The 4,426-nt window shown below is 49.6% G+C and carries 5 protein-coding genes and 1 pseudogene; 1 reads left to right on the forward strand and 5 read right to left on the reverse strand.

The window, feature by feature from the left end; translation table 11 throughout:
• From ADA01nite_RS12475 to ADA01nite_RS12490, 4 genes and pseudogenes are all read right to left on the reverse strand, one after another.
• Positions 1-346: pseudogene (locus ADA01nite_RS12475) on the reverse strand (hypothetical protein); the annotation flags it as partial.
• A 68-nt stretch (positions 347-414) separates the two neighbouring features.
• Entirely contained in the window at positions 415-1,167 is a 753-nt protein-coding gene (locus ADA01nite_RS12480) for a ComF family protein (RefSeq protein WP_146810328.1), read from the reverse strand.
• The gene (locus ADA01nite_RS12485; RefSeq protein ID WP_146810330.1) at positions 1,164-2,783 is read right to left on the reverse strand and encodes a helicase-related protein; all 1,620 of its coding nucleotides are present in this window, start codon (positions 2,781-2,783) and stop codon (positions 1,164-1,166) included. The genes ADA01nite_RS12480 and ADA01nite_RS12485 overlap by 4 nt, the downstream gene beginning before the upstream one ends.
• Before the next feature lie 2 nt (positions 2,784-2,785).
• A complete protein-coding gene (locus ADA01nite_RS12490; protein ID WP_146810333.1) occupies positions 2,786-3,061 on the reverse strand; it encodes an AbrB/MazE/SpoVT family DNA-binding domain-containing protein in 276 nt (91 codons plus the stop codon).
• 200 nt (positions 3,062-3,261) lie between these two features.
• Here ADA01nite_RS12490 and ADA01nite_RS12495 point away from each other — a divergent pair, with 200 nt between their 5' ends.
• Positions 3,262-3,702 carry a tetratricopeptide repeat protein gene (locus tag ADA01nite_RS12495; RefSeq protein WP_146810335.1) on the forward strand — a complete coding sequence of 147 codons (441 nt, stop codon included), beginning with the start codon at positions 3,262-3,264 and terminating at the stop codon, positions 3,700-3,702.
• Positions 3,703-3,899: 197 nt separating this feature from the next.
• On the opposite strand, the gene ADA01nite_RS12500 is transcribed toward ADA01nite_RS12495, so the two are convergent.
• Positions 3,900-4,283 (reverse strand): hypothetical protein, encoded by a 384-nt coding sequence (locus ADA01nite_RS12500; protein WP_146810337.1) that lies wholly within the window; start codon positions 4,281-4,283, stop codon positions 3,900-3,902.
• Between the last annotated feature and the right edge of the window lie 143 nt (positions 4,284-4,426).

Below are 4,426 nucleotides of genomic sequence, written 5' to 3' on the forward strand. Positions count from 1 at the left end.
CCTCAAACTTCCGGTCAATTGCATCAAGCCGCTGCTCTACTACTTCAAATCTCTGATCCATCGCATCCAACCGCTGCTCTACCGTTTCAAATCTCTGATCCATCGCATCCAACCGCTGCTCTACCGCTTCAAATCTCTGGTCCATCGCATCCAACCGCTGCTCTACCGCTTCAAATCTCTGGTCCATCGTGTCCAACCGCTGCTCTACCGCTTCAAATCTTTTATCTACAGCAGCGAATCGTTCATTCATCTCAGTGCGGAACGCTTTCTGCTCCACTTCGAAACGGTCCATCCGCACATGAACACCGGTAATTGCCTCAAGAATTTTATCGAGCTGCTCGCTCATTTTTACTCTCCTCGCCTTTTTCTATTCCTTTTATCTTACCATAGACGCACCTTTCCCATGTAAAATATTTATCGCGCCACCGTCAGCCCGTATATCTGTGCCCCGGAAATCCCTGTCCTAATAGCCCGTCCCGCTTCAGCGACTGTCGTCCCGGTAGTATACACGTCATCAACCAGCACTATCACAGGGCGTTCCGGCAAATCATATTTTCCACACGGGGCATAACTAAATACATTCTCCAGTGCATGCAGACGCCCGGCACGGTCTTTCTTGCTCTGCTTCTCTGTAGCCTTTCTCCTCTCCAGCATGCCGTACACCGGTACGCCGACGCGCTTGCCCAGTAAGCAGGCCATCTCTTCCGCCTGATTAAACGTGCGTTCAAACAACCGCGCTTCATGCAGCGGAATATACGTAAGACAATCAACCTTCATTTCCGCATAATGCAATCGCCATGCCTGCTGCAGAAAAAAAGCCATAACCTCCGCTAATTTCCGGTCACCCCGATATTTATAGCGCGCCAGCAATTCTTTCATCTTGTCATTATAGCGAACGGCGCTGCGTGAAAACAAAAAATCCCGTTCCTTACGACGCAGACAATCACCGCAACTTTCGCCTATCCATGGGCGACCGCATACATGGCAAATCTCTCCCGCAATAAAAGCAAACTGCTTCTCGCAGGCAACACAAAGCAAAGACGGCTCTTCCACAGCCCCTCTACCCTGTAAAAAATGCCGCAATGGACGTTCGCAAAGGGCGCAAAGAGGGGGAGGCGGATACAGAATATCCAACATACCTCTTAGCACACGCTGCCAGCCACTCACGGAATTCCCCCTTTCCGTATATATCCCTGCTCTCGCGCCAGCCGATTCATCTCCCGAATCTGCCGGATGGCCGCCTTCATTGCCTCCGTTACTTCTTCCGCCATAAAAATTACCGTCCCCTGCGGCGCGGCGGCAGAGCGCCCGGCTCTTCCCGCAATCTGGATAAGCGCCGCTTCATCAAATACAGGAGCATTCGCCTGGCATACCAGCACCTGAATTCCGGAGAGTGTAACACCGCGTTCCATAATAGTCGTAGTCAGCAATATTTGCAGGCGACCTTCCCGCAAAGCTATGACTTTCGCTTCCCGCTCCGGGTCGGATGCATGGACGGCGGCTATTTTGTCCCGCCACTTCTCGTCAGAGAAAACGATGTATTCATACAATACAGGAAGTTGACGAATCGCAGGAACGAAGATGAACGCAGGCAAATCATGTTTCCTGACTTCCTCCAGGAAAAAAAGCAGGGTAGGGATAGGTCTTTTTGCATTTAAACGATCGTTTAGTTTGCTTTCCCGGCGGATTTCCGGTTCGGGAAGCGGATGACCATGGTATCGAACCGGGATTTTGACATGAGGAAGAAAATCCTTGTTATTTCCTGGTTTCCGCATTCGCCTCTGATGGTCTGGACGGGGCGTGGCGGTCAAATATACTGTCTTACCCTGCACTTTCCTGGCACGCTCCACAGCGAACGGCAGCATATCGTCACACGTATACGGAAACGCATCGATCTCATCGACAATCACAGCATCAAAGCAGCGATAAAACCGGAGCGCCTGGTGCGTTGTCGCAAGCACAAAACGGGCCGGCCGCCATTTCTCCTGCGGGAGAGCGCTACCGTGCAGTACGGCAAGCAAATGTTCCGGAAACGCACGGCGCAGGCGCGGTGCCAGTTCAAGTACGACATCCCGGCGCGGCGTCGCCCACAGCGCGGACCGGCCATTCGCCAACAAATACCGCAGCAACGGAAACATGAGCTCTGTCTTCCCTGCCCCGCATACAGCCCAGACAAGAAAATCCCTTCGCGCATGCAGAGCCTCCCGCCCATAAAATTCAAGCATGCTGCTCGCCGCCGCACGCTGGGCATCCGTTAGCTGCGGATAAAGCGCTAAAGCATCCTCAACACGCACCCTTTTTTCCTGTATTGCCTGCGCCTCATACGGAAACAAGTAATACTTAGCACAACAGCTGCTCCTACCCATCGTCAAACAACGGCGACAATACCCGCATTCTCCTCCGCAACGGTGGCAGTATATAACATGAATATCTCTGCCGGAAGCGCCGCATCGATTGCAGAAGTATGCAGGGGCTCCACTTTCTTTTTTGTTTTGAAATAAACGAAACAGCTTTGAAAAAGAAAAGGAGAAGGAGAAGGAAGACTCTTCTCCTTTTCTTTTTGCGACCGCGTTCAAACCAGCGTTACTCCCTACCCCTATACCTGGTTTACACTCCGCTTTTCCTGCCCTGACCAGTTTTGCGAGCAAGCTCTCGATTTCTTGTTCTTCAAACCGACTTTTTATGCTTTCCTGATGTTGAAGTGCCCTCTTAATCTCTTCTTCCAACAAAGCGCGCCCCTGCAGGCATTGATGCAGTACCGTCAGCTTTTGTTCTTCACGCATCGTTACTTTCCGCCGTTTGTCTCCGCTGCATACAAACGCTTATATGACTCTTCTTCTTCCGCTACTGTCGTTATAAATTCCATTTCGCAGTGCACGTTCAACTCACTCATATCTTCCGGCGCAGCAGGGGCCGGACACTTCTGAATCGCAACCTCCCCGTTCTCCAGCACTTCGATAAAAACAAAGTCACTGGGATGAATGCCTACCTCCTTCCTGATTTCTTCGGGAATCCATACTCGCCCATACTCGTCCACTTCTGTTTGTGAATTTTTTCTCATACAACTCCACCTCTTTCCCTTTATTTAACCTGTAGTCTTGATTTTCTGTATGTCTACATTTCGACACAATCCATTATTTTCCTTTTTTAATTTACAAAATTTTCTTGCTTGCTTTTTGAATTTGTGTCCATTTCGTCATAATTTCAAGTTTGCCAATGCAATGAACCGGACAGAATGAAGAACAAGAGGTGAATACGAACATGCACGTTTCCCATACACGCCAGATGTTTCTTAAGCACGCCAAAAAGATTATGCCCGACCGACACGCGAATGCGCTGTACATTAATACGACAGATCCCGCTTATTATGAAAAATTGCTTCGCTGCAACCGTCACAATGTACGGGCCTTATACTATGTAGGACGCAAATACGAAAAGCAGGGCTATTTGCAGCAGGCGCAGGAATATTACGAGCGGGCCGTATCGGTAGATCCTCACTTTGAGCCTGCCGTTGGCGCCTTAATCCTTCTGCGTCGCAAGCAAGAAGCAGAGCGACGCCGCCAATTTAGTCTGCATATGCTGCATACATTACAGGCTAAAAAGAAGAAGCAAAAAAACCTGTCCCTTTTTCGCACGATGCAGGCCATTATGGTTTCTTACCTGATTATTCTGCTGGTTGTCTTCGGAATACTTCTGCGATAACGATCTTTTCGTTCTTGTAAAAAGCTCTCGTGGCTTTTCTCAGCCGTAACCCCGACATGAAAGGACGGCTTCCTTTTTACGGTACGAAGGAAAAGAAAAAAGAGAACAAAGGAATGATTTCCATGTGAAAAAAGGCGAAGGCCTTTTTCTTCCCCGGATCTTCTTTCTTCTTTCCCTCTTTCTTTTTTCTTATTTTCTCACGTATGGCGTAAATCAAGAACCCAGGCCCCCTGCGGAAAAGCGTCCTGTTGGACTTCTGTCTGCACCAGCGGCAAATCCGGCCAGTTCCGTCGGATGAGCATCAGCACCGGAGCTATATTTTCCTGCTGCGGCGGTAAATAAATATGCAGTGGAACGCCTTCTGTAACAGATGTCCACAAGGCATAACGAATGGCGTATTCCAATTGCTCTTCCTGATTTTCGAAAAGGAACAGAACCGGCACCGAAGCACCCTTTGCGCATACAAGCGAACGAAGGTTGGCGGGAGAACGGTCATACAAAAGCGTGCCGCCCTGTACCATAAGCCAGGTGCCAATCAGGTAGGCTGCAGCTGTAATGCCAAAAATCGGCCATATCTCCATCGCGTTTTCCCTCCCTTTTGCTTATAGAATATGCGCGGCAGGCTTGCTCTGTGCTAAGCAAGAGGCAGGGGGAAGATACCGCTCCACTTCTAACTTCAGAAAACGTCCATGGCCAATCAGTCGCAACCCCGATATGAAAATAC

This window comes from Aneurinibacillus danicus, from assembly GCF_007991215.1.
Taxonomy (GTDB): Bacteria; Bacillota; Bacilli; order Aneurinibacillales; family Aneurinibacillaceae; genus Aneurinibacillus; species Aneurinibacillus danicus.

What these genes read in the sequence shown, in the direction of transcription:
- ADA01nite_RS12495 (WP_146810335.1), top strand. Translation starts at nt 3,262, where the DNA reads ATGCACGTTTCCCATACACGCCAGATGTTTCTTAAGCACGCCAAAAAG.
- ADA01nite_RS12485 (WP_146810330.1), bottom strand. Translation starts at nt 2,783, where the DNA reads ATGCGTGAAGAACAAAAGCTGACGGTACTGCATCAATGCCTGCAGGGG.
- ADA01nite_RS12490 (WP_146810333.1), bottom strand. Translation starts at nt 3,061, where the DNA reads ATGAGAAAAAATTCACAAACAGAAGTGGACGAGTATGGGCGAGTATGG.
- ADA01nite_RS12500 (WP_146810337.1), bottom strand. Translation starts at nt 4,283, where the DNA reads ATGGAGATATGGCCGATTTTTGGCATTACAGCTGCAGCCTACCTGATT.